The sequence below is a fragment of the Thiobacillus denitrificans DSM 12475 genome, from assembly GCF_000376425.1.
Classification (GTDB): domain Bacteria; phylum Pseudomonadota; class Gammaproteobacteria; order Burkholderiales; family Thiobacillaceae; genus Thiobacillus; species Thiobacillus denitrificans.
On sequence record NZ_AQWL01000006.1, the window covers coordinates 147261 to 169358 of the forward strand.

A 22098-nucleotide genomic window follows, 5' to 3' on the forward strand; every position below is an offset into this window, starting at 1 on the left:
CCCGATTCTACGGAAGGGCGGTGCCGCTGTCAGGCGGCGTATCCAGGGTCTCCCGATACTCGGCGTGAAAGCTGATGTCGAGCAGATCGATATCCGAGATCGCCAGCCGTACTTTAGCCCCCGGCACGATGCCGGCCACCGACGGCGCGCGCGTCACCATCGGCAAGCTGTCGAAGCGCACCAGATCCTCGCGGATCACGTTGGCGGTCACCTCGCTCACGTTTTCCTGGATCAGCCAGCGCAGCATCCAGTAGCGCTCCAGGCGGCGCTGAAAGTCGTTGTAGGCGTCGTAGGCCAGCTCGAATTCGCGCACCACCGAAAACAGCTGCTCGCTGCGTGGCGGGTACACCGGGTCGGTCTGCTGCGCCAGCGAAATCAACTGGCGCTGGTTGACCAGGTCGACGTAGCGCCGCAGCGGCGAGGTCGACCACGCGTACTGGTCGACGCCCAGGCCCTGATGCGGATCGGGCGCGGTCGTCATGCGCGTCTTGCCGTTCGCCTGCGCGCGGTAAATGCCGGGCACCCGCTTTTCCGCTAGCCAGCCACCCCAGTGCGTATTGGCAAAAATCATCAGCTCCGACACCACCTTGTCGATCGGGCTGCCGCGCTTGCGCGGCACGATGTCGATGCGTTCGCCGTCGAGCTTGAAACTGTAATCGACGCGGTCGGCCGCGTCGGCCTTGCCGCGCCCGGCTTCCAGCACGGCGGCGAAATCCCACAGCCAGACCAGTTCGCGGCGGTAGGGATAATCCGTGCCCGTGGGGTTGCCGAGGGTGTCGGCGTTGAATTGAACTTCGAGTGTCTCGTGGCGCAGATTGTCGGCGATGTGCACCATTTCCAGCTTGGTCTCGGTGCCGAGTACGCGCAGATCGGGGGCCACGTCGACGTACAGCGACAGCGCCGGGCAGTCGTGCGACTCGCCCAGCGTGTAATGGTGGATCAGCGCCTCCGGCAGCATGGTGATCTTGTCGCCGGGGTAATAGACGGTCGACAGCCGTTCGCGCGCCACCCGGTCGAGTTCCGAGCCGGGCGCGATGCCGAGCGCCGGCGCGGCGATGTGGATGCCGACGCGGACGCGGCCGTCGCCGAGCCACTCTACCGACAATGCGTCGTCGATTTCGGTGGTCGCCTCGTCGTCCATTGAGAACGCGCGCACGTGGCTGCGCGGGAGTTCAGGCGGATCGATGGACTCGGCCACCGGCGCAAAGCCGGTGCCGCGCGGAAAGTACTCCAGTAGGAAGCTCGCCAGATGGAAGTCGAGCGTCGACGGGATCGCGCCGCAGCGCTCGATCAGCCGCAGTTGCGACAAGCCCGTGGCCGTCGCCGCGTCGTCCAGCGCCTTGTATTCCAGCGTGTTCTTGTCCGGCGCGATAAGGATGCGCGGAATCAGCGAGGCGTATTCGGGCGGCAGCCGGAAGGCTGCGAGTTCGGCCGCCAGATGCGCCTGCCTTTCCGCCGCCAGCCGCTTCTTCTTCAGCCCGGCCTTGGCTGCCGCCAGCGTCTCGGCGGGTGCCGGGCGGTAGCGGCCGCGGCCCTTCTTGTGGAAATAGATCGGCGAGGCGTGCAGCTTCAGCAGCAGCGCCACCGCTTCCGGTGGCGTTGGCGCGTGGCCGTAATACTCTCGCGCCAGCTGTTCGAAGCCGAATTCGTCGCTGCCCGCCGCCTCCCACAGGAAGTCGGCGTCGAGGTCGCCGCTCAGCGTCTCGGCTTCGCCCATCACCTCGGCAGGGGCAGGCGTGGCAAAGCGCAACAGGATATTGGCCGCCTTGATCTTGCTGCGCTTGCCGGATGCAGTTTCCACCTGCGCCGTGGCGTCGGTTTCGGACAGGATGGAGCCGGCCTTGAAATGGCCGTCCTCTTCAAAAATGAGGTGCATGAAAAATCAGAAATCCAGAATGGTTTGGAAGTGGCGCTCGAACCCAGCGAAGCCGTGGTTGCCGCCGTCCTCGATGATCTGTCTGGCGCCCGCGTAGTAAGCGACGGCATCGCGGTAGTCGAGCACTTCGTCGCCGGTCTGCGCCAGCAGCAGATAGCGTTCGGGGCGGGTGATCGCGGTCACGTCGAGCGCAGCGAGTTCGGCCAGGTGCGCCGCGGTGAGTTCCCATTTCTCGCCGCTGTGCCAATTGGTCTGCGGGCCGAGCGCGCCGCGCATCAGGACATGCGCATGCACCGCCGGATTGACCAGTACTGCCTTCCAGTCGTGCTTTTCCGCCAGATACGTGGCGTAGAAGCCGCCCAGCGAACTGCCGACCAGGGTGACCGGGCCAGGCCGGCGCGGCACCAGTTCCGCTTCAATCAGGGCGATGGCTTCGCGCGGGCTGTTGGGCAGCGCCGGACAATAGTAGTCGGCTGCCCGGCCGATAGCCGCTATGTGCTCGCCGAGCTGGCGGGCCTTGCCGGACGCGGGGGAGGAGTTGAATCCGTGGAGGTAGGCGATCATCCGCGGATTTTACCGGGGCGGCCGGGATAACAGAAATTGTCGAGGGTCGAACCGGTCACGCGCCGCCGCTCCCTCTGCGGAAACGGTGAGGGCGGGTACCCGGGGAAGATTCATGATGGCAGTCGCCACGCGTCGAGCGCGGCTAGCAGCTGGCTGAAAATGGCGTCTAGTTCACTGCCCAGGCCGTCGAGCTGCAGGTTGGCGTAAGGCTGGAACACGCGGGAAGCCGGGCGGTGGGCAACCCAGGTCAGACCGTTTTCTGCATACAGATGAATGCGCAGAGGGATATCGATGCCGGCGGTTTTGTCGGTAGCCCACACCTTGACGGCATAGTCGGGGCGGAATACTTCGAGGATCTGGTCGGCCGGCACCGCGATACCTTTCTGGGCGCAGTTGGCCTGGCCGTTGATGTGCGCGACCAGGCCCATCGGGTAGGCCGCAATCGTGGCGATGAGTTTTTCGGCGGCCTCGGGGACGCTGAGCGAAACGGCAAAGTGGATCATGTCTTCTCCAGAGCGGGCTGTGGCAGACTAAGACCGGCATTATCGAACCCGCACAGCGCCCGCACAAATGCGTGCTCGCCAGGGCTATAAATGGCAGGCATCGTATTGGCGTGGCCGGGCATGCTGGCACACTTCCTGTGTGAGCATACGGCGAAACCCGACGCAACGCCGAATCTCGCATCCAAAGGCGCGCCGCTTCAGGCGAAAGCGCGAGAAGCGCGCAACGAACCGGAGCGGACGCATGCACTGGATTGGGGCGTAATGCGATAAAACATGGTGCATACGGACGTGTGAAGCCTGTTTTTAATTCGACAGGAGCGCCTATGTCCGGCCCGGACAATCCATTCGACTCTGCTGAGTCAAGCCAACCCGAAAGGGAACCCCCTGCCGTTCGCCGGCAGTTTCATCCACCTCGTCAAGCATAAGGACCCTCATCATGACCCGCACTGAAATCACCGACCTCATCCTCGCTGCCAAGCACAAGAAAGGCCTCAAATGGGCCGATATCGCCAAGAAGGTCGGCCAGAGCAAGGAATGGACAACCGCCGCCCTGCTCGGCCAGATGACGCTCGACAAGAAACAGGCCGCCACCGTCGGCAAGCTGCTGGGCTTGCCGCCCGAAGCCGTCGACCAATTGCAGTGGGTGCCGTACAAGGGCAGCCTGCCGACCGCTGTTCCTGCCGATCCGCTGCTCTATCGCTTCTACGAGCTGATCATGGTGTACGGCACCACGATCAAGTCGCTGATCCACGAGGAATTCGGCGACGGCATCATGAGCGCGATCGATTTTTCGATGGATATCTCGCGGGTGGAGGACCCGAAAGGGGATCGGGTAAAGATTGTTTTGAACGGGAAGTTTTTGCCGTACAAGATGTACTGAAAAAAGGCCCCTCACCCGCTTGCGGGAGAGGGGCTATGCACGCTTACGCATACCCCCCATACCGATGCATCGGCGTCAGCACAATATCCTCGTGATAGTGGTGGCGCAGCGTGTCCAGCAGCTTGGCGTGGATGCCGCCGAAGCCGCCGTTGCTCATCATCAGCACGTGGTCGCCGGGGCGGGTGTCTTGCAGCAGCTGGCTGACGAGTTTGTCGAGGTTGTCGAACACGCGTGCCTTGGCCCCCAGCGGGGCCAGCACTTCGGCGGCATCCCAGCCGAGGGTGGCGCCGTAGCAGTAGACCTGGTCGGCGTCACTGAGGCTGGCGGGCAGTTGCGCTTTCATCACGCCGAGTTTCATGGTGTTGGAGCGCGGCTCCAGCACGGCAAGGATGCGCGCGCGCCCGACCTTTGCCCGCAGGCCTTCGACGGTGGTGGCGATGGCGGTGGGGTGGTGGGCGAAGTCGTCGTAGACGGTGATGCCGTGCACCGCGCCGCGGATTTCCATGCGGCGCTTGACGTTCTCGAAGCGGCTCAAGGCGTCGATCGCGGCGGCGGCGGGCACGCCGGCGTGGCGCGCGGCGGCGATGGCGGCGAGTGCGTTCATGCGGTTGTGCTCGCCCAGCAGTTCCCAGTTCACCCGGCCCTGCCGGGCGCTGTTGAAGAAAACGTCGAAGCTGCCCTGGACATCGGCCTCGCCGGCGGTCCAGCCGCCGCTGCTGCCGAAGCGTTCCACCGGGGTCCACAAGCCGCGCTCGAACACGCGCTCGAGACTGGCTTCGCGGCCGTTGGCGACGATGAGGCCGTTGCCGGGTACGGTGCGCAGCAGGTGGTGGAACTGGGTCTCGATGGCGGCGAGGTCGGGGAAGATGTCGGCGTGGTCGTATTCGAGGTTGTTGAGGATGGCGGTGCGGGGACGGTAGTGGACGAACTTGGAGCGCTTGTCGAAGAAGGCGGTGTCGTATTCGTCGGCCTCGATGACGAAGAAGGGGCTGTCGGTAAGCCGCGCGGAGACTTCGAAATTCTGCGGCACGCCGCCGATGAGGAAGCCTGGACGCAGGCGCGCATCGTCGAGGATCCACGCCAGCATCGCGGAGGTGGTGGTCTTGCCGTGGGTACCGGCGACGGCGAGCACCCACTTGTCGCGCAGGACATTGTCGGCCAGCCACTGCGGGCCCGAGGTGTAGGGCAGCCCGCGCTCGAGGATGGCCTCCATCAGAGGATTGCCGCGGGTGACGACGTTGCCGACGACGAAAACATCGGCCTTGAGGTCGGCCTGGTTGGCGCCGTAGCCCTCGATGAGGTCGATGCCGAGCGCGCGTAGCTGGTCGGACATCGGCGGATAGACGTTGGCGTCGCAGCCGGTGACGGTGTGGCCGGCTGCGCGCGCGATGGCGGCGACGCCGCCCATGAAGGTGCCGCAGATGCCGAGGATATGGAGGTGCATGGTTTTAAGAGGCAAGGTTCAAGAGACAAGGTTCAAGAGGTGGAGCGCGGTGGATTATCCCACGGCGGCGGCGCGCGCCTGCTGGATCAGGTGGGTGAGCAGGGCGCGCAGTTTGGCCGGGCGCAGCGGCTTGTGCAGCAGCGGAAATCCGGCGCGGCTGATGCGCAGGATGGTGTCGGGCGCCGTATCGCCGGTGACCAGGATGGCCGGGATGTCGCAGCCGAATTTTTGCCGCAGGCGGGCGATGACCTCGATGCCGTCGCTGTCGTCGGGCAGGCGGTAGTCCGACACGATGATGTCGGGCACGCGGCCGATGCTGTCGAGCCATTGCACCGCTTCGGCGGCGCTGTGGGCGGTGACCAGATCGATGTTCCAGTTGTCGAACAGCTCGGCCATGCCGCGCAGGATCGCGCTTTCGTCGTCCACCAGCAGCACCAGCGCATCGGCGGGGATTTGCCCGGGTGCGCTGGCGGCAGTGGGCGGCTGGACCAGGTGGGCATCGCCGCACGGTACGTCGACGCTGAACATCGAGCCGTGGTCGGGGCGCGAACGCAATTCCACCCGATGCCCCAGCAGCCGTCCCAGACGCGAGACGATGGCGAGCCCGAGCCCCAGCCCTTTGCTGCGGTCGCGTGCCGGATTGTGCAGTTGCACGAATTCGTGGAACACGCTTTCCTGCTGCTCGGGCGGGATGCCGCGGCCGGTGTCGATCACGCTGATGCGCACCATGCGGCCGCGGCGGCGGCAGCCTACCAGGATGCCGCCGTCGTCGGTATAGCGGATGGCGTTGGCGATCAGATTGGCCAGAATGCGCTCGATCAGCAGCGGGTCGCTGTAGAGGGTGACGTCGCACGGGCGGAAACGCAGGTGCAGCTGCTTTTCCGCCGCCACCGCGCTGAACTGATGGTTGAGATCGAGCAGCATTTTCTGCAGCGGGAAATGCACCGGATGTGCTTCGATGACACCGGCGTCCAGCCGCGAAATATCCAGCAGCGCATTGAACAGCAGTTCCATCGCCGCAGTGGATGCTGCGATGTTGTCGATCAGGGTTTGCGCTTCAGGTGGCTGGTTACGCATTTTCAACGCCGCGACAAACAGCGACAGTGCGTGCAGCGGCTGCCGCAGGTCGTGGCTGGCGGCAGCGAAGAAACGCGATTTGGCCTGGTTGGCACGCTCGGCCATCTCCTTTCTCGTGGCGAGATCGGCGGTGGCATCGCGGATGCGTTTTTCCAGTTCGTCGCGATGTGCCTGCAAGGCTTCGGCCATGTTGTTGATTCCGGCTGCCAGCATACCGACTTCGCCTTGCGGCGGCAGTCGCGTGCGCACCGTGAGGTCGTCGCACCCCAGTCGCCCCACGACATGCCCGACATGCCGCAACTGCCCGGCCAGCCGGTTGGACAGCCGCCACGCCAGTGCGCCGGTGAGCGCCAGTGCCGCCAGCATCAACAGTGCGGCATGGATCAGCGAATCGCGCCTGAAGACACCGATCTGGCCGAGCGATACGCCGACTTCAACCTGCCCCAGCAGGCCGCCATCGGGCGCGGCAGGGATGGCAGCCAGGGCGGCGGCGGGCAACTCGGCGGCAGGCAAACGAATCGCGGCGTGTTGCCGGTGATGTTCATCCGGGTGGGCCATGCGCGGGGGACTGCCGGTGCTGGCGATGGGGTTGCCGTGTGCGTCGGCGACCCTGGCAAAGGACAGCTGGCTGTTGACGGCCTCGATTTGGAGCAGGCTGTGCACCCGCGCCGTGTCTCCGTTTGCCAGTGCATCGGGCAAGGCGTCGGCCAGGTGGCGGGCCGCGTTGGCGGCACGGACATGGAGGGTGTGTTCGGCGGTGGCAAGAGCCTGGGTGGTGAAGTGCGTCACCATCCCGAATTCGGCCAGCAGGGCGGGCAACAATGCAATGACCAGTATCCGGCTGCGGATGCTGGTCAGCAACGGGCGCTCGAACAGGCTGCGCAAAAATCTCGCGATGCGCTCAGGGCGCATGCGGCAGACGTTGAATGGCGAGCACGGCCTCGGTCCGGTTGCTGGCGTTGAAGACGCGGAAAATCGCCGCAATGTGCACTTTCACCGTGCTTTCCGACATGGCCAGCATGTCGGCGATGGTCTTGTTGGCGCAGCCTTGCGCCAGCAGGCGCGCCACTTCAAGCTGGCGCACCGTCAGTCCGCTGTGCTGCAGGGCCCCGAAACCGGGGGGACCCACCGGGTGCAGGCCGCTCAGGCCGGTCGGTACATAGATGCCCCCTGACAGCACCTGCCGTACCGCGGCCAGCATGACCGCGGTAGAGGCCGCCTTGGGAATGTAGCCGAGCGCGCCGGCTTCCAGCGCGTGGTGGACGTCGTGCGGCGATTCCGACGCCGACAATACCATCAGTGGAATATCCGGGAAGCGGCTGCAAAACTGCGTAATACCCTGTGTTCCGGCGAAGCCCGGCATGTTCAGGTCGACCAGCGCCAGATCGAGGTCGGAATGCCGGGCGGCTCGCGCAAACAGGCTGGGGTAGTCGTGGGCGTCGAGGATTTCGACCGGCGGTTCCAGTTGGGCCAGCACCTGCCGCACCCCCTCGCGCACCAGCGGATGGTCGTCGGCCAAAAGGATTTTCATAAGGGCGCTCCCTGCGCTGCAGGAATTTTATTATGGCGGGAATTTTATTCCGTTTCCCGGGTGAGCGTGGCTTTGTCGCGACTTCGCCCTACCGTGCTGCAGCACGGCCACGACGCGTCCGCGCGTCACGTTCGCCCCAGAGCCGGCACCGGCCTGGCGGTCCGCCTATTTGCCGCGTACTTTGCGTATGCCTTCGTCGATTGCCGCTTCCAGGTAGCCGAAGTAATAGTCGGGCGACAGCAGGCCGACGATGGCTTCGCTGGCGTCGGCGCCCTTGGTGTCGAACACTTTGACGGTGGGCACCAGGAATATCTTGTTGGCTGCGGCGAACGCGCCTTCGGACGTGGGGGTGCCGTCGAATCCAACCAGCGGGGTGCTGGCGCCGATGGTGACTTCGCGGATGATGGCGCGGTTACGGTAGGCCGGATCCTTGTGCATCGGGATCAGATATTCGCGTTTGACGCGCTCGCAATACGAGCAGGCCGGGCTGGTGAAGACCACCAGAATGGGCACCTGGCGTTTGGCCGCAATACGCGCGTCGGCCTGGAAATTCTGTGCGTGAACCAGCCCGTCTGCCGCGCCGGCCGTGCCGGACAGCGTCATGCCCCATGCTAAAATCAAGGCCCAGACTGCAATCAGTCGAGTCATCGTTATCGTCCCTGTCGTGGTGCGAACACATCGATATCATGCGTGTCGCGTCACCATTTGCCAATTAAATTGTTTACCTCTCCCGCCATGCACATCCTGACCATCGCTTCCCGAGAAAGTGCCCTTGCCATGTGGCAGGCAGAGCATATCCGCGACCGCCTGCGTGCGTTGCATCCCGGCTGCAGCGTGAACATTCTGGGCATGACCACACGCGGCGACCAGATTCTCGACGTCACGCTTTCCAAAATCGGTGGCAAGGGCCTGTTTGTCAAGGAGCTTGAAGTGGCACTGGAAACCGGGCAGGCCGACCTGGCAGTGCATTCGATGAAGGACGTGCCGATGGAACTGCCGCCGGGATTCATGCTGGCGGTGATCGGCGAACGCGAAGACCCGCGCGATGCCTTCGTTTCGAACCAGTACGAACGCCTGTCCGATCTGCCGCCCGACAGCGTGGTCGGCACCTCCAGCCTGCGCCGCGAAGCGCAGCTGCGCGCACGCTATCCGCACCTGACGGTGAAGCCATTGCGCGGCAACGTCGGCACCCGTCTGAAAAAGCTCGACGAAGGCCAGTTCGATGCGATCCTGCTGGCGGCTGCAGGCCTCAAGCGGCTCGGCCTGGGTGCGCGCATCAGGAGCCTGCTGTCCGTGGAAGACAGCATTCCGGCCGCCGGCCAAGGCGCACTCGGCATCGAAATCCGCAGCGACAACAGTGGCGTGGCAGCGATGCTCGCCGCGCTCAACCACCCCGAGACCGCAGCCTGCGTGCGCGCCGAACGCCAGGTCAGCCGCGTGCTGGGCGGCAGCTGCCAGGTGCCGCTGGGCGCGCACGCGGTGTTGCAGGACGGCAGCCTGGTGCTGAACGGCTTCGTAGCGAATCCGGACGGCAGCGGTTTCATCCACGATCGCGCCGAGGGCGACGCCGGCGATCCTGAAGCGGTCGGCCAGGCGCTCGCCGACAAGCTGCTGGCGCTGGGCGCACGCGCCATCCTCGACGCGTTGCCTGCATGACGGGGCCGCTGGCGGGGCGCACCGTGCTTGTGACGCGGCCGACCCATCAGGCCGCCGTGCTGGCACAGGCGATCCGGACGGCGGGTGGCGCGGCATTCGAATTCCCCGCGCTCACCATCGAGGCGGTGCCGCTGGACGAATTGGCCGTGCCGCTCGCGCAGCTGGCCGCTGCCGACATCGCAATTTTCATCAGCCCCAATGCGGCGCAGTTCGGCATGGCGGCAATCCGCGCCGGCGGCGCGCTGCCGGCGGCGGCCCGGATTTTCGCAGTGGGGCCGGGCACCCTGCGCGCGCTCGCGGCGCAGGGACTCGACGGCGTCGTCACGCCGGACGGCCAGGACAGCGAAGCGCTGCTGGCGCTGCCGCAGCTGAATGAGGTCGCCGGCAAGCGGGTGGTGATCGTGCGTGGCGTCGGCGGTCGCGCATTGTTGGCCGACACGCTGCGCGCGCGCGGGGCGCAGGTGGATTTCCTGGAGTGCTACCGGCGCCTGCGGCCACAGGCGGATGCCGCAGCGCTGCTGGCATGCTGGCAGACCGGCGGAATCGACGCGGTGACCGTGGCCAGTGCGGAGACGCTGCATAATCTGGCGGCGCTGCTGGGCGCGCCGGGCACGCCGCTGCTGCGGCATACCCCGCTTTTCGCCCCGCATGAGAAAATCGCCGAGGCGGCCCGCCGCTTTGGCATTGCTGACGTCATCGCCACGCCGGGTGGCGATGCAGGTCTGGTAGAGGGCCTGATTAACTGGTTCAGGGACAATCAATGAGCGACACACCCGAAACGTCTTCCGTGCTGCCTGCCGCTGCAGCCCCTGTTGCGCCGCACGCACGCCCCCAGACGCTGCCGCTGGTGGCCCTGCTGGTCGCGGTGCTGGCCCTGGCGGCAGCGGCCTGGTCGTGGTCCGACGGCCGCGAGCGCATCCGCGATCTGAAGACCGAACTGGGGCGCCGGCTGGCCGAGTCGGGCAAGGATGCGAGCGAAACCCGCCTGCTGGCGCGCAACGCCGACGACGTGATGCGGCAGATCAACGAAAAGGTCGCGCATATTGAAAGCCAGATGACCACGTCGCAGCAGCAGCAGCTCGCGCTCGAAACCCTGTACAAGGACCTGGCGCAGGGTCGCGACCAGTGGACGCTGGCGGAGATCGAGCAGGTACTGCTTACCGCCGCGCAGCAGTTGCAGCTGGCGGGCAATGTGAAGGCGGCAATCATCGCGCTGGAGGGCGCCGATACCCGCCTGCAGCGGGTGGGCAAGCCGCAGTTCACTGCGCTGCGCCGCGCCATCGCCGCCGACCTCGCCAATCTGCGTGCGGTGCCTTCGCTCGATGAGGTGGGTGCGAGCGCACGTATCGAGGCGCTGGTGGCACGTCATGCCGACTGGCCGCTGGCGAGCGCGCAAGGCTCCGAGACGACGCTTGCGCCGCGCCGGGCCAGCGCGACGAACCTGGGCCAGGAATTGTGGACGGAGCTCAAACGGATCGTGCAAATCCGCCGGATGGAAGGCAGCGAGGCAGTGCTGCTGCCGCCCGACCAGGCCTACTTCCTGCGCGAAAATCTGCGCCTGCGCCTGCTGTCGGCGCGGCTGGCGCTGCTGGCGCAGGATCAGGCAGCATTCCGGGCCGACCTGCGCGCGGTGTCGGAGATGCTGGAGCGCTATTTCAACACGCGCGACGCCGGCGTCGCGGCCGCGCTCAAGGAGGTCAAGCGCCTGTCCGGCCTGCAGATTGCCATCAGACTGCCCGGCATCGACGCCAGCCTGGCGGCACTCGACGCCTACAAAGGGGATCACTGATGCGCTGGCTGATCTCGTTCCTCTTCGTCGCCGTGCTGGCCGTCGCGCTGGCGATGGCCGGGCGCTACGACCCCGGCTATGTGGTGCTGGTGTACCCGCCGTGGCGGATGGAAATCTCTTTCATCAGCTTTGTGCTGATCGTGATCGGCCTGGTGGTAGGCGGCATCGTGCTGCTGCGGCTGGCCCTGCTGACGCTCAATCTGCCGCGCATCGTGCGCGAACAGCGCGAGCGGCGCGCAGCGAAAAAACGCGACGAAAATTTTGTCGGTGGCCTCAGGGCGTATACCGAATACCGCTACCAGGACGCCGAGCTGTCGCTGGGGCAATGGCAGGGTGACGACGCCCGGCGGGGGCTGGCACGCGTGCTGGCCGCCCGCGCTGCCCAGGAAATACGCGCCATTCCGCAGCGCGAGCAGCATCTCCGGGAAGCCTCCGAATACGGCGCCGAACTCGCGGCGCAGCTGTTTGAGGCCGACGCCTGTCTCGACGCCAAGGACGCGACGGCTGCGCTGGTGGCAATCAACCGGGCCAAGGAGATCGCGCCGCAGCACACCGCGCTGCTGCGGCTCGAACTCAAGGCGCGCCAGCTGACCGGACAGTGGGACGAGGTCGACCGCCTGCTCGACGCATTGCTGCGCAGCAATGCCATGGAGCCCAGCGTGGCCACCCAGAGCCGCCGCATGGCCTATGCTGAAAACCTCAGGCGCCGCGCCGAAGATGACCGTGGCCTGCTGGAATACTGGAAGAAAATCCCGGCCGATTTCAAGGTTGATGCTTGGGTGGCGCGTGCCGCAGCCCGTGCCTTCATGCAGCGCAACGGCCACGATACCGCGCTCGACGTGCTGGAAGCCGCGCTCAACCGCGACTGGCACGAGGAACTGGTGGCGCTGTACGGCGAAGTGCGCGGCAGCAGTCCGACGCGGCAGATCGAGCGGGCCGAGAAATGGCTGCATGCCCGGCCGCGCGACGCCCAGTTGCTGCTGACGCTGGCGCAGTTGTGCAGTGTGCAGGCGCTGTGGGGCAAGGCGCAGAGTTATCTGGAAGCCAGCCTCGCCATCGCGGCCAGCGCCGAAGGCCATATCCGCATGGCCGAGCTCAAGACCCAGAGCGATCAGCCGGGCGAAGCCTGCCGGCACTATCAAAAAGCGCTGGCGCTGTGCCGCGTGCAGTAAACCGGCGACGCGCCCTGCGCGCGTAGCAGTCTGGGCGGGTCGCGCCGCAGGACCGGGCGTGTTTTCAGGATGTGCTTATGTTCATGAGGAGTATTCCCATGCGCCCTGCTTTTTTTGCCGTATTAGGTGCCGTGCTGAGCGCGTTGCTGCTGTCTGCGCCCATCAGCCGGGCGGCAGCACCCGTGACCGAACAGACCGCCCAGGCCGACGTTTACAAGGTACCCATCGAGCGCGGCGTCAGTTTGACGGATGCGGCCGATTCGATGCGCCTGCGTGCCAATGCGCTGAACCTGCAGCTGGTGGCGGAGCTTCCGCTGTCCAGGCAGGTGGAAGCGGTCACCGGTCAGCCGCAGCGCACCATCACCATCTTCCAGTTCTGCGATGCCGTCACCGCCAAGACGCTGATTGACGTGGATCTGGATTTTGCGGTGTATATGCCGTGCCGCATCGCCATGATCGAAGACGCCAAGGGTCAGGGCTGGCTGCTGATGATGGACGTCAACGTGGACATGCTGGCGAAGGAAAAGCGCGTGCCGCAGGCACTGAAAGACCGCATCAACGCGGTGCGCAAGGCGCTGCTGGAGATCATGCAGGCAGGCGCCAAAGGCGAGCTGTAAGCCGGCCGCTTCAGGCGGCAGGTGCGGTTTCGGTGTCCGCCGCGTAGGTGAAGGCATCCGCGAAGAACGCGTCCTCGGGCAGGCTGCGCGTGCGGGTGAAGGCGTCGCGCGCGCTGTCCACCATGACCGGCGCGCCGCAGGCGTAAACCTGGTAGCCGGACAGGTCGGCGAAGTCGGCCAGCACGGCCTGGTGGACCAGGCCGGTGCGCCCCTGCCATCGATCGCCTGGCGCGGGATTCGACAATACCGGAACGAAGCTGAAATTGGGGCGCTCGGCCAGCCATTGCTGCGGCAGTTCGGCCATGTATAAATCCTTCAGCGAGCGTACTCCCCAGTACAGCACCAGTTCGCGGTCGGTGTGTTCGGCGAAGGCATGCTCCAGCATGCCCTTGATCGGCGCGAAGCCGGTACCGCCGGCGATGAAGAGCATCGGTTTGTCGGAATCTTCGCGGATGAAGAAGCTGCCGAACGGCCCTCTCAGGCGCAGGATGTCGCGTTCCTTCAGCGTGGAGAACACCTGGTCGGAAAACAGGCCACCGGGCACGTGGCGGATGTGCAGCTCCAGCAGCGCATCGTCGTGCGGCGGATTGGCGAGCGAATAGCTGCGCGTCTTGCCATCCTTCAGCTGGAAATCGATGTATTGCCCGGCCAGGAACTGCAGGCGCTCGTTGGCGGGCAGCTTGATTTTCACCAGCATGACGTCGTCGGCGCGCTGCTCCAGCTTTTCCACCCGGCACGGCAGCGTCTTCACCATGATGTCCTTGGCGGCGCCGATTTCCTTCGCTTCGATGGTCATGTCGGAGAGCGGCCTGGCGCGGCAGAACAGTGCGCGCCCCTGCGCCTTCTCCTCGTCTTTCAGCGCACCGGGCTGATGCACGCCATAGTCGAACTGCCCCGACAACACCTTGCCCTTGCAGGCGCCGCAGGCACCGTTGCGGCAGCCGTAGGGCAGGGCAAAACCTTCGCGCAAGGCGGCTTCGAGAATGGTTTCATCGTCGGTGACGGTGAACTGGTGCCCGCTGGGCTGGAGGGTGACCTGATACGGCATGATGTGGGCTTAAAATACGTAGCGAAGCAAGCAATTATCGCCCGGGCGAATGGGGTTTACACCCCTGCGGGCATAGGGTTACAGGCAGGCAGCGATGAAAAAAATCTTGATTGCAGGGTTCGGCGACGTGGCCGAGCGGCTGGCGAAACGCTATGCCGGGCAGGCCGAATTCATCGGGCTGACGCGGCGCGCCGAGCGCGCCGCCGGGTTGCGCGCGCTCGGCGTGACGCCTTATATCGGCGATCTCGATGTACCGCGGAGCCTGCGCCGCCTGCCGCGCGTCGACGGCGTATTCCACTTTGCGCCGCCGCCCGGCGAAGGCATCGCCGATCCGCGCACGGCCCATCTGCTGCACGCGCTGATGCGGCGCGGCAAGCCGGGCGCACTGGTGTACATCAGCACCAGCGGCGTGTATGGCGACTGTGGCGGCAACTGGGTAGCGGAGACGCGGCCGGTGGCGCCGGTGAACGGCCGCGCGGTGAGGCGGGTCGATGCCGAACGCCAGCTGCGCGCCTGGGGCGAGGCGTTGCGGGTGCAGGTGAGCATCCTGCGCGCACCGGGGATTTATGCCGCCGACCGCCTGCCGCTGGAACGCATCAGGCGCGGCACCCCTGCGCTGATCGCCAGCGACGACAGCTATACCAACCATATCCACGCCGACGACCTGGCGCGGCTGGCGTGGGCGACGCTGTTTCGCGGGCGCTCGCAGCGCATCTACCATGCGGTCGATGCGCATCCCCTGAAAATGGGCGACTGGTTCGACAGCTGCGCCGACGCATTCGGCCTGCCGCGCCCGCCGCGGGTCGACCGCGCGGAGGCGCAAAAGGTGTTGTCGGAAGCGCTGCTGTCCTTCCTGCGCGAGTCGCGCCAGCTGTCGAACGCACGTATCACGTGCGAGCTGCGTTTTAAATACCGCTACCCGGCCTCGGACGATCTGCTGCGCGAAATCAAACAGGCACGCGGGCAGATGAAGCTGTTTTGATTGGCGCAGTCGACGTGACGCAGTTTTTTACTAACGCAGCAAATCGTCAGGTTCGCGCTTGAACTCGCCTTCCAGCACATCGTCGTTGGCCGGCCGCAGCGGATCCGCCTTGCGCCGGTTCCAGGTGCCGGGGATCAGCAACAGCAGCAGCGCGGCGGCATCGCTGATGAAGCCGGGGAAGACAAGCAGGCCGCCGGCGAGGAGAATGCGGCCGCTGGCGAACAGCGTGGCCAGCGGATGCGCGCCGGACTGCACCGAGAACAGCAGGCGCGCGCCCAAGGCAACGCGCTCGGTGCGAATCAACATGACCCCGGCGATGGCGTCGAGCAGCAGCCACGGCAGCACCCAGCCGCCGATGGCGTCGGCCATCCAGAAAATGCCGATGGCTTCCAGTACCGGAAACGACAACAGCAGTAGCACAAACCAACCAAAGCGCATGACATGAAACCTTTGTTAGTCTTGACCAATGTACCCGATCGGAGCGCTGCCGAAAAACTGGCGCTCGCCCTGATCGAGCGCCGCGCGGCGGCATGCGTGAACGTTTTGCCGGCATGCCACTCCATCTACCGTTGGCGGGGCACGGTGGAAACAAGGGATGAAATCCCTTTGCTGATCAAAACTACCGTGGCGAATTACCCGCTGATCGAAACAATCGTTCGCGCGCAACACCCTGACGATGTACCTGAACTGATCGCCGTACCGATAACGCACGGCCTGCCCGCTTATCTTGACTGGGTAGCCACGGAGACTGAAAGACATGATTAAGTGGATTCGTTTGCTCAGCGTACTACCCATACTTTGGGGTGCGTTTGCGCATTTTCCAGTGGCCCACGCCGAAGAATTTCTTGACCCCGAAGTTGCGTTCAAGTTCTCGGCACGTGCACTCGATGCCAACACGCTGGAAGCGCGCTGGCAGATTGCGGACGGCTATTACATGTACCGCGACAAGTTCAAGTTCGAGCTTGCCGGCGCCACCCTGGGTGCGCTGCAACTGCCGCCAGGCAAGCTGAAGCAGGACGAATATTTCGGCAAGGTCGAAACCTATCTCAAGGACGTGCGTATCGCGCTGCCGATCCAGCGTACGCCGGGCGCCACGTCCGTCACGCTGAAAACCACCTCGCAGGGCTGCGCCGATGCCGGACTGTGCTACACCCCGCAAACGGTCAGCGCGACCATCAAGCTGCCGGCGCCGCTGGCCGCACTCCCTGCGGCCGCCGCTGCCGCGCCGGAACCCGTGGCCACGCCGATAGCGACAGCCGCGCTGGGCGGCCTGCGCAGCCTGGCTGGCGACGACGGGATGCCGAACGTGCTGCCGCCGGACGAGGCCTTCCTCGTCGCGGCTGCCATGCCGGATACGCAGACGATCAGGTTCGACTACACGCTGACTGCAAACACTTATCTGTATCGCGACAAACTCGCCTTTGCCGTCAAATCGCCGGCCGATGTGAAAGTGGCGAGCGTCGACACCCCGGCCGGCGACATCGAGAACGACCCGACCTTTGGCCGTACCGAGGTGTATCACCGTGATTTTGCGGCCAGCGTGACACTGTCGCGCGCGCTGGCCGCAAATGAAACGCTGGTGCTGGAAGCAACCTGGCAGGGTTGCAATGAAGCGGTGGGCATCTGCTATCCGCCGATCAAGCGCGAATTTTCCCTAGCGGCCAATGGCGCTGCCACGCCGTTGGCCATGGCCGACACCCCGGTCGAAGCGGCGGGCGACGACACCTCGCGCATCGAGCGCGTGCTGGAAGACGGCAGCTTCTGGCCGGTGATCGCCACCTTCTTTGGCCTCGGCTTGCTGCTGGCGTTGACGCCCTGCGTGTTCCCGATGATTCCGATCCTGTCGGGCATCATCGCCGGGCAGAACACCAAAGTGACCAAGACCAGCGGCTTTCTGCTGTCGCTCGCCTACGTACTGGGAATGGCGATCACCTATGCGGTGGCCGGCGTGGCTGCGGCATTGTCAGGAACCCTTATTTCCAACGCCCTGCAGAACCCGTGGGCGCTCGGCATCGGTGCGCTGATTTTCGTCGGCCTGGCACTGTCCATGTTCGGCTTTTACGAGCTGCAATTGCCGAGCGCGCTGCAGAGCAAGTTTTCCGAGCGCGCCAACAAGATGAAAGGCGGCAATTTCTTCGGGGTGTTCGCCATGGGTGCGTTGTCGGCCGTCATTCTTGGCCCCTGCGTCGCGCCGCCGCTGGCCGCCGCACTCGCCTTCATCGCGCAGACCGGCAACACCGTTCTCGGCGGCGTGGCGCTGTTCGTGCTGGCGCTGGGCATGGGCGTACCGCTGCTGCTGGTGGGCCTGTCGGCCGGAGCGCTGCTACCGCGTGCCGGCGGCTGGATGAATGCGGTGAAGTATTTCTTCGGCGTGATGATGCTGGCGATCGCCATCTACCTGATCTCGCCGGTCATTCCGGACTGGGTCGGCATGCTGCTGTGGGCGCTGCTGCTGATCGCGTGCGCAATCTACCTGCATGCGCTCGATCCGTTGCCGACCCACGCATCCGGCTGGTCGCGGCTGTGGAAGGGGCTGGGTGTGGTGCTGCTCATCGGTGGCCTGGCGATCCTGCTTGGCATGCTGGCGGGCAGCCGCAACCTGTTGCAGCCCCTCGACGTGTTCAAGGGCGGCGCTGGTGGCGCCGGCGGCGTGGCGATCGCGGCCGAGCAGAAAGGCCTGGCGTTCGAGAAAGTGAAGGATGTAGCCGATCTCGACGCGCGGCTGGCGGCGGCGAAGACCGATGGACGCGCGGTGATGCTCGATTTTTATGCCGACTGGTGCGTGTCGTGCAAGGAGATGGAACGCTTCACCTTCAGCGATCCCAAGGTACAGGCGCGGCTGCAAAACGTGGTCCTGCTGAAGGCCGACGTTACCGCCAACAACGAAGCCGACAAGGCGCTGTTGAAGCGCTTCAAGCTGTTCGGCCCGCCCGGGCTGATTTTCTGGAACAGCGCGGGCGCGCAGTCGGATTACAAGGTAATCGGGTTCGAGAAAGCCGAAAAATTCCTGTCGAGCATCGACTCGGCACTGGGGCGCTGACGCCGCCTGGCCGTTTCAGTACGGCCGGCTTCCCACGCGCTCTCGCGCGCGGCGACGTTCTTCAGGGCTGACGCTGCAGTACCGCGATGCTGTCCAGCAGCGGGATGACGACGGGCTGGATCTTGCGCCGCATCAGCGAGCCGATTGCGGTGGTCTTGAGGAAGATCGGCCGCACGCTGTCGGCATCCGCCGCGGCCAGCGCATCGAGCGCTGCGCAGTCCGGCTCCAGTTGCGGTGCGGCTGCGAGCACCGCGGCACGCGCCGCACCGCGCGTGGCCTCGTCGGCCTGGCGTAGCGGTGCGCACCACTGCGCCAGCGCGTTCAACGTGTGGTTGACCACTTCCTGGATTTCCGGACGTTCAAGAATGAGCGCGGTGATGGTGAGGAAGGTCTGTCCTTGCCCCGACAGCGCCTTTTCCAGCATCGCGCTATAAGGGTTGTCGGCAATTTTCGGTACGCTGGCGTGGTCGACGCGCGCGCCGCGCGGACTCGGCAGCGCATCGGGCTGCAATTCGAGGAAGGCCACGTAATACGAATTGCGGCTGCTGCCGCGTTTCCAGATCGACAGCCGCTCGGCCTCGGTGAGCACGCCCGAAACCAGCATCACTGCCACGGTATCGAGAATGCCGACGTCGTCCTCGTGCAGGAAGGCCAGGTGCTCGATCAGGAATTCCGCCAGCGTGCGGCCCATACCGCCCTGGCATACCACGTCGCGCATCAGCATCAGCCGCGCGTTCTCGATGGTCGGCATGCACCACCACGCGTAGCGCGCCAGTTCGTCGGTCAGCGCGGGCGAGTGCACTACCGCGACCACCGCTTCCTCTTCGGCGATCAAGAGCAGCTGCGCCAGGTGCTGGGCCGACAGCCCGGCCTGCGACTGCCGCGTCCAGCGCGTCAGATGCACCGGGTAGCCGCCGGGCGATCCCAGCGCATAGCCGGACAGCTGCTCGCGCACCCGCTTCAGGTAGCGGTCGGAACGCTCGTTGGGCTTCAGCGGTACGCTGGCTTCACCCTGCGGCGTCAGCGCCCACAGCGTCATGGTCGGCTCGTCGATGCGGACGGCCTTGAGTTCGGTATTGAAGAGGACGTTGAGGCGCAGTTCGTCCTCGGGAGACAGCTCGTCGTTCATAGCGTCTTGAACACTTCGCGCGCGGCGGCGATGGTGGCGTCGATGTCGGCGTCGGTGTGCGCGGCTGAGACAAAGCCGGCTTCAAATGCGGAAGGCGCGAGATAGATGCCATGGTCGAGCATGGCGTGAAAGAAGCGGTTGAATTTTTCCTTGTCGCACTGCATCACCTCGGCAAAGCTCGCCGGCGGCTTCGCCGCGAAGTACAGGCCGAACATGCCACCGACCGAATCGGCACAGAAGGTGACACCGACGTCTTTTGCTGCGTCGGAGAGACCCTTCACCAGTTTCTCGGTACGGACAGTGAGCATCGCGTAGAAGCCGGGTTCGCTGATCGCGGCGAGGGTCGCCAGTCCCGCTGCCACCGCCACCGGGTTGCCCGACAGCGTGCCCGCCTGGTACACGGGACCGGTCGGCGCCAGCGCGTCCATGACGTCGGCGCGGCCGCCGAAGGCGCCGACCGGCATGCCGCCGCCGATCACTTTGCCGAGCGTGGTCAGGTCCGGCTTGATGCCGAGCAGCTTCTGCGCGCAGCCGAGGTCGACGCGGAAGCCGGTCATCACTTCGTCGAAAATCAGCAGCGCGCCATATTGATCGCACAGGCGACGCATCGTGGCCATGAACTCGGTGGTCGGCTTGACCAGGTTCATGTTGCCGGCGAACGGCTCGACGATGATGCAGGCGATCTCGATGCCGATCTCGGCGAAGGTGCGTTCCAGCCCGGCGACGTCGTTGTAGTCGAGCACGATGGTCTGCGCCGCGGTTTCCGGCGGGACGCCTGCCGAGGTGGGGTTGCCGAAGGTGAGCGCGCCGGAACCGGCCTTCACCAGCAGGAAGTCGGCGTGGCCGTGGTAGCAGCCCTCGAACTTGATGAACTTGGAACGGCCGGTGAAGCCGCGCGCCAGGCGGATCGCGCTCATCGTCGCCTCGGTGCCGGACGACACCAGCCGAACTTTCTCGATGCTCGGCAAGAGTTGCGTGATGCGGGTGGCGATGGTCAGTTCGGCTTCGCTGGGCGCGCCGAACGACAGGCCGTTGACGGCGGCGTCCTGTACCGCCTTGACGGTGCCGGGATGGGCGTGGCCGAGGATCGCCGGGCCCCATGAGCCGACGTAGTCGATGTATTCGCGGCCGTCGGCGTCCCACACCCGCGAACCCTGGGCGCGGCTGAAGAATACCGGGGTGCCGCCGACGCTCCTGAAGGCGCGCACCGGCGAATTCACCCCGCCGGGGATGACTTTTTGCGATTGTTCGAACAGCGTTTCGTTGCGGGTCATGGCTTGCTTCATTGTTCTGATTCCACTTCAAACAGTTGATTGAGGACACGCGCGGCGGCGCGGATGTCGGGTGCCTCGAACAGGGCCGACAGGACGGCGAGGCAGTCGGCACCGGCATCCAGCAGCGGCGGCGCATTGGCCGGCGTGATGCCGCCGATGGCGACGATAGGGATAGAGATGGCGCGGGCCGCTACGCGCAGCAAGGCCGCATCGGCCCGCGCGGCTGCAGGCTTGGTGGGTGACGGAAAGAAACTGCCGAAGGCGACGTAGTCGGCACCCGCGGCCTGCGCCGCCTGCGCCAGTTCGAGGCTTTGGTAGCACGAGGCGCCGATGAACTTGTCGCGGCCGAGAATGATGCGCGCCTCGCGCAGGCTGCCGTCGTCGCGTCCCAGGTGCACGCCGTCGGCATCCGACAGGTCGGCCAGCCGCAGGTCGTCGTTGACGATCAGCGGCACGCCGAAGCGGCGGCACAGCGCGACGAGTTCGCTCGCCTGCTCGTGGCGGCGCGCGACGTCGGCCGATTTGTCGCGGTATTGCACGGCCGCCGCGCCGCCTGCGAGCGCGGCCTCGACCTGGCTCAGCAAGCGTTTGGTGTCGGCGGTCTCAGGGGTGATGGCATAGATGCCACCCGGGAATTCAAGCATGGCGGAAATCAGGCATTGCCTTCCGTCTGCGCATCCTGCGCCCAGAAGAAGCGCTCGGGGATGTATTGCCCCATGCCGGGGCGGAAGGCGGCCTTCAGCGTTTCGTAGGTGAAGTTCTGCGCGTCGCGCACCGCCTGCGGCACGTCCTGGCCATACGCCAGGGTGGCCGCGATGGCCGAGGCGAGAGTGCAGCCGGAACCGTGATAGCTGCCGGGCAGGCGATCCCAGGTATCGGTCTGCACGTGGCCGTCGACGCCGTACAGACTGTTGAGCACGCGCGGTGTGGTTTCATGGGTGCCGGTCACCAGCACATATTCGCAGCCCAGGTCGATCAGGTGCTTGGCGCAGGTGGCGAGATCCATGTCGTCCTCGTCCGATTCGAACAGCGCCAGCCGCCGCGCTTCGTGGCTGTTGGGGGTGAGCACGGTGGTTTGCGGGATCAGCATGTCGCGCATCGCGGCGATCATGTCGTCGGTGGCGAGTTCGTCGCCGCGCCCGGACGCCAGCACCGGGTCGAGGATGACCGGGATATCCGGGTAGTCGGCAAGGATTTCGGCGATGACCGCAATCGATTCGGGGCTGCCCAGCATGCCCAGCTTGAACGCAGCGACCGGGACGTCTTCCAGCAGCATGCGTGCCTGGTCCATGACCCATTCGGAATCGATCACCAGAATTTCATCGATCCCCGCGGTGTCCTGCACGGTCAGCGCAGTGATCACCGACAGCGGATGGCAACCCATGCTGGCCAGCGTCAGCAGATCGGCCTGGACGCCTGCGCCCCCGGTGGGGTCGGACGCGGCAAAGCTGAGCACCAACGGGGGGGAGGGTTTGGGGGTGAAAATAGGCGGCATGGCGTCACTGCTTTAAAATCA

The 22098-nt window shown here is 65.5% G+C and carries 22 protein-coding genes; 9 read left to right on the forward strand and 13 right to left on the reverse strand.

The genetic code is table 11. The features are described 5' to 3' along the window. Positions 1 to 7: 7 nt before the first annotated feature. The 3 genes from B059_RS0111510 to B059_RS0111520 form a co-directional block, all read right to left on the reverse strand. Positions 8 to 1876 (reverse strand): ribonuclease catalytic domain-containing protein, encoded by a 1869-nt coding sequence (locus tag B059_RS0111510; protein ID WP_018078406.1) that lies wholly within the window; start codon positions 1874 to 1876, stop codon positions 8 to 10. A gap of 6 nt (positions 1877 to 1882) precedes the next feature. After that, positions 1883 to 2440, reverse strand: coding sequence for a YqiA/YcfP family alpha/beta fold hydrolase (locus B059_RS0111515; RefSeq protein WP_018078407.1), 558 nt, complete (start codon positions 2438 to 2440; stop codon positions 1883 to 1885). A gap of 110 nt (positions 2441 to 2550) precedes the next feature. Beyond that, positions 2551 to 2943, reverse strand: a complete 393-nt coding sequence (locus B059_RS0111520) for a DUF302 domain-containing protein (protein ID WP_018078408.1) — start codon at positions 2941 to 2943, stop codon at positions 2551 to 2553. Positions 2944 to 3379: 436 nt separating this feature from the next. Between B059_RS0111520 and cynS the strand changes: the two genes are divergently transcribed. Next, a complete protein-coding gene (cynS, locus tag B059_RS0111525; protein ID WP_018078409.1) occupies positions 3380 to 3823 on the forward strand; it encodes a cyanase in 444 nt (147 codons plus the stop codon). Between the two features lie 43 nt (positions 3824 to 3866). Here cynS and mpl read toward each other — a convergent pair whose 3' ends face one another. From mpl to B059_RS0111545, 4 genes are all read right to left on the reverse strand, one after another. Continuing rightward, complete coding sequence (gene mpl, locus B059_RS0111530; RefSeq protein WP_018078410.1) at positions 3867 to 5267, reverse strand: UDP-N-acetylmuramate:L-alanyl-gamma-D-glutamyl-meso-diaminopimelate ligase; 1401 nt, start codon at positions 5265 to 5267, stop codon at positions 3867 to 3869. 54 nt (positions 5268 to 5321) lie between these two features. Continuing rightward, positions 5322 to 7256, reverse strand: coding sequence for a hybrid sensor histidine kinase/response regulator (locus B059_RS0111535; RefSeq protein WP_018078411.1), 1935 nt, complete (start codon positions 7254 to 7256; stop codon positions 5322 to 5324). Next, positions 7246 to 7875, reverse strand: coding sequence for a response regulator transcription factor (locus B059_RS0111540; RefSeq protein WP_018078412.1), 630 nt, complete (start codon positions 7873 to 7875; stop codon positions 7246 to 7248). The genes B059_RS0111535 and B059_RS0111540 overlap by 11 nt, the downstream gene beginning before the upstream one ends. Before the next feature lie 165 nt (positions 7876 to 8040). Beyond that, the gene (locus tag B059_RS0111545) at positions 8041 to 8523 is read right to left on the reverse strand and encodes a SoxW family protein (protein WP_038058614.1); all 483 of its coding nucleotides are present in this window, start codon (positions 8521 to 8523) and stop codon (positions 8041 to 8043) included. An 87-nt stretch (positions 8524 to 8610) separates the two neighbouring features. On the opposite strand from B059_RS0111545, the gene hemC reads away from it, so the two are divergent. From hemC to B059_RS0111570, 5 genes are all read left to right on the forward strand, one after another. Next, a complete protein-coding gene (gene hemC, locus B059_RS0111550) occupies positions 8611 to 9531 on the forward strand; it encodes a hydroxymethylbilane synthase (protein ID WP_018078414.1) in 921 nt (306 codons plus the stop codon). Beyond that, complete coding sequence (locus B059_RS0111555) at positions 9528 to 10295, forward strand: uroporphyrinogen-III synthase (protein ID WP_018078415.1); 768 nt, start codon at positions 9528 to 9530, stop codon at positions 10293 to 10295. Before hemC ends, B059_RS0111555 begins: the two co-directional genes overlap by 4 nt. Further along, positions 10292 to 11320: a uroporphyrinogen-III C-methyltransferase gene (locus B059_RS0111560; RefSeq protein ID WP_018078416.1), complete on the forward strand. Its 1029-nt coding sequence runs from the start codon at positions 10292 to 10294 to the stop codon at positions 11318 to 11320. The genes B059_RS0111555 and B059_RS0111560 overlap by 4 nt, the downstream gene beginning before the upstream one ends. Next, positions 11320 to 12492: a heme biosynthesis HemY N-terminal domain-containing protein gene (locus B059_RS0111565; protein WP_018078417.1), complete on the forward strand. Its 1173-nt coding sequence runs from the start codon at positions 11320 to 11322 to the stop codon at positions 12490 to 12492. Before B059_RS0111560 ends, B059_RS0111565 begins: the two co-directional genes overlap by 1 nt. 98 nt (positions 12493 to 12590) lie before the next feature. Further along, positions 12591 to 13109, forward strand: a complete 519-nt coding sequence (locus B059_RS0111570; protein WP_018078418.1) for a DUF302 domain-containing protein — start codon at positions 12591 to 12593, stop codon at positions 13107 to 13109. Positions 13110 to 13119: 10 nt separating this feature from the next. Here the strand turns inward: B059_RS0111570 and B059_RS0111575 are convergent, their stop codons facing one another. Beyond that, positions 13120 to 14157, reverse strand: coding sequence for a CDP-6-deoxy-delta-3,4-glucoseen reductase (locus B059_RS0111575; protein WP_018078419.1), 1038 nt, complete (start codon positions 14155 to 14157; stop codon positions 13120 to 13122). A 94-nt stretch (positions 14158 to 14251) separates the two neighbouring features. Here B059_RS0111575 and B059_RS0111580 point away from each other — a divergent pair, with 94 nt between their 5' ends. Continuing rightward, positions 14252 to 15139 (forward strand): SDR family oxidoreductase, encoded by an 888-nt coding sequence (locus B059_RS0111580; protein ID WP_018078420.1) that lies wholly within the window; start codon positions 14252 to 14254, stop codon positions 15137 to 15139. A 30-nt stretch (positions 15140 to 15169) separates the two neighbouring features. Here the strand turns inward: B059_RS0111580 and B059_RS0111585 are convergent, their stop codons facing one another. Beyond that, a complete protein-coding gene (locus B059_RS0111585) occupies positions 15170 to 15577 on the reverse strand; it encodes an FxsA family protein (protein ID WP_026177476.1) in 408 nt (135 codons plus the stop codon). A 3-nt stretch (positions 15578 to 15580) separates the two neighbouring features. On the opposite strand from B059_RS0111585, the gene cutA reads away from it, so the two are divergent. Then, the gene (gene cutA, locus B059_RS0111590; protein ID WP_018078422.1) at positions 15581 to 15904 is read left to right on the forward strand and encodes a divalent-cation tolerance protein CutA; all 324 of its coding nucleotides are present in this window, start codon (positions 15581 to 15583) and stop codon (positions 15902 to 15904) included. Further along, positions 15897 to 18179: a protein-disulfide reductase DsbD gene (gene dsbD, locus B059_RS0111595; RefSeq protein WP_018078423.1), complete on the forward strand. Its 2283-nt coding sequence runs from the start codon at positions 15897 to 15899 to the stop codon at positions 18177 to 18179. The genes cutA and dsbD overlap by 8 nt, the downstream gene beginning before the upstream one ends. Positions 18180 to 18240: 61 nt before the next feature. Here the strand turns inward: dsbD and B059_RS0111600 are convergent, their stop codons facing one another. From B059_RS0111600 to thiD, 4 genes are read right to left on the reverse strand one after another with little or no spacing between them, the layout of a single operon-like run. Then, positions 18241 to 19308 carry a hypothetical protein gene (locus B059_RS0111600; RefSeq protein WP_018078424.1) on the reverse strand — a complete coding sequence of 356 codons (1068 nt, stop codon included), beginning with the start codon at positions 19306 to 19308 and terminating at the stop codon, positions 18241 to 18243. Continuing rightward, complete coding sequence (gene hemL / locus B059_RS0111605) at positions 19305 to 20582, reverse strand: glutamate-1-semialdehyde 2,1-aminomutase (RefSeq protein WP_018078425.1); 1278 nt, start codon at positions 20580 to 20582, stop codon at positions 19305 to 19307. The genes B059_RS0111600 and hemL overlap by 4 nt, the downstream gene beginning before the upstream one ends. A gap of 8 nt (positions 20583 to 20590) precedes the next feature. Further along, on the reverse strand, positions 20591 to 21226 hold the full coding sequence (gene thiE / locus B059_RS0111610) for a thiamine phosphate synthase (RefSeq protein ID WP_018078426.1): 636 nt from the start codon (positions 21224 to 21226) through the stop codon (positions 20591 to 20593). 8 nt (positions 21227 to 21234) lie between these two features. After that, entirely contained in the window at positions 21235 to 22077 is an 843-nt protein-coding gene (thiD, locus tag B059_RS0111615) for a bifunctional hydroxymethylpyrimidine kinase/phosphomethylpyrimidine kinase (protein ID WP_018078427.1), read from the reverse strand. Positions 22078 to 22098 lie beyond the last annotated feature (21 nt).

Bases quoted from the DNA above. Each gene is read 5' to 3' on its own strand.
- B059_RS0111545 (WP_038058614.1), bottom strand. From the start codon at position 8,523: ATGACTCGACTGATTGCAGTCTGGGCCTTGATTTTAGCATGGGGCATG.
- hemC (WP_018078414.1), top strand. From the start codon at position 8,611: ATGCACATCCTGACCATCGCTTCCCGAGAAAGTGCCCTTGCCATGTGG.
- B059_RS0111570 (WP_018078418.1), top strand. From the start codon at position 12,591: ATGCGCCCTGCTTTTTTTGCCGTATTAGGTGCCGTGCTGAGCGCGTTG.
- cutA (WP_018078422.1), top strand. From the start codon at position 15,581: ATGAAACCTTTGTTAGTCTTGACCAATGTACCCGATCGGAGCGCTGCC.
- B059_RS0111575 (WP_018078419.1), bottom strand. From the start codon at position 14,157: ATGCCGTATCAGGTCACCCTCCAGCCCAGCGGGCACCAGTTCACCGTC.
- dsbD (WP_018078423.1), top strand. From the start codon at position 15,897: ATGATTAAGTGGATTCGTTTGCTCAGCGTACTACCCATACTTTGGGGT.
- B059_RS0111515 (WP_018078407.1), bottom strand. From the start codon at position 2,440: ATGATCGCCTACCTCCACGGATTCAACTCCTCCCCCGCGTCCGGCAAG.
- B059_RS0111560 (WP_018078416.1), top strand. From the start codon at position 10,292: ATGAGCGACACACCCGAAACGTCTTCCGTGCTGCCTGCCGCTGCAGCC.
- thiD (WP_018078427.1), bottom strand. From the start codon at position 22,077: ATGCCGCCTATTTTCACCCCCAAACCCTCCCCCCCGTTGGTGCTCAGC.
- B059_RS0111585 (WP_026177476.1), bottom strand. From the start codon at position 15,577: ATGCGCTTTGGTTGGTTTGTGCTACTGCTGTTGTCGTTTCCGGTACTG.
- mpl (WP_018078410.1), bottom strand. From the start codon at position 5,267: ATGCACCTCCATATCCTCGGCATCTGCGGCACCTTCATGGGCGGCGTC.
- cynS (WP_018078409.1), top strand. From the start codon at position 3,380: ATGACCCGCACTGAAATCACCGACCTCATCCTCGCTGCCAAGCACAAG.
- B059_RS0111520 (WP_018078408.1), bottom strand. From the start codon at position 2,943: ATGATCCACTTTGCCGTTTCGCTCAGCGTCCCCGAGGCCGCCGAAAAA.
- B059_RS0111535 (WP_018078411.1), bottom strand. From the start codon at position 7,256: ATGCGCCCTGAGCGCATCGCGAGATTTTTGCGCAGCCTGTTCGAGCGC.
- B059_RS0111600 (WP_018078424.1), bottom strand. From the start codon at position 19,308: ATGAACGACGAGCTGTCTCCCGAGGACGAACTGCGCCTCAACGTCCTC.
- B059_RS0111540 (WP_018078412.1), bottom strand. From the start codon at position 7,875: ATGAAAATCCTTTTGGCCGACGACCATCCGCTGGTGCGCGAGGGGGTG.
- B059_RS0111555 (WP_018078415.1), top strand. From the start codon at position 9,528: ATGACGGGGCCGCTGGCGGGGCGCACCGTGCTTGTGACGCGGCCGACC.
- thiE (WP_018078426.1), bottom strand. From the start codon at position 21,226: ATGCTTGAATTCCCGGGTGGCATCTATGCCATCACCCCTGAGACCGCC.
- hemL (WP_018078425.1), bottom strand. From the start codon at position 20,582: ATGACCCGCAACGAAACGCTGTTCGAACAATCGCAAAAAGTCATCCCC.
- B059_RS0111565 (WP_018078417.1), top strand. From the start codon at position 11,320: ATGCGCTGGCTGATCTCGTTCCTCTTCGTCGCCGTGCTGGCCGTCGCG.
- B059_RS0111510 (WP_018078406.1), bottom strand. From the start codon at position 1,876: ATGCACCTCATTTTTGAAGAGGACGGCCATTTCAAGGCCGGCTCCATC.
- B059_RS0111580 (WP_018078420.1), top strand. From the start codon at position 14,252: ATGAAAAAAATCTTGATTGCAGGGTTCGGCGACGTGGCCGAGCGGCTG.